At 56.0% G+C, this 252-nt stretch carries 1 protein-coding gene; it reads right to left on the bottom strand.

Annotation, left to right across the window (positions count from 1 at the left end; translation table 11 throughout):
- Positions 1-252: transposase (locus RGM3321_RS00025; protein WP_244390987.1), on the bottom strand; the 252-nt coding region annotated here is incomplete at both ends.

Raw genomic sequence — 252 nt, forward strand, 5'->3', positions numbered from 1 at the left:
GTTCGCGCTCGGGCAGTTCGTGGATGATTTCGATGCGAGGAAGATCAGCCGACAATGGCTTGCGTTTACCACGGCCTTTGACCGGTGCAACGACCTCTTCGTCAGCGTCGCCGACGGGTAGCATCGGCTCGCTTTCGGGTTCGTTGAACAGTGCCATTTGCGGTGTGTTCAGTTCGACCGTCTGTTCGGACTTGCGTCCGAACAGACGGTCGCGCAGTAACTTGATCTGTTCTTTGAGATCGACGATATGAC

The organism is Pseudomonas sp. RGM 3321, from assembly GCF_022836805.1.
In the GTDB taxonomy this organism is placed as follows: domain Bacteria; phylum Pseudomonadota; class Gammaproteobacteria; order Pseudomonadales; family Pseudomonadaceae; genus Aquipseudomonas.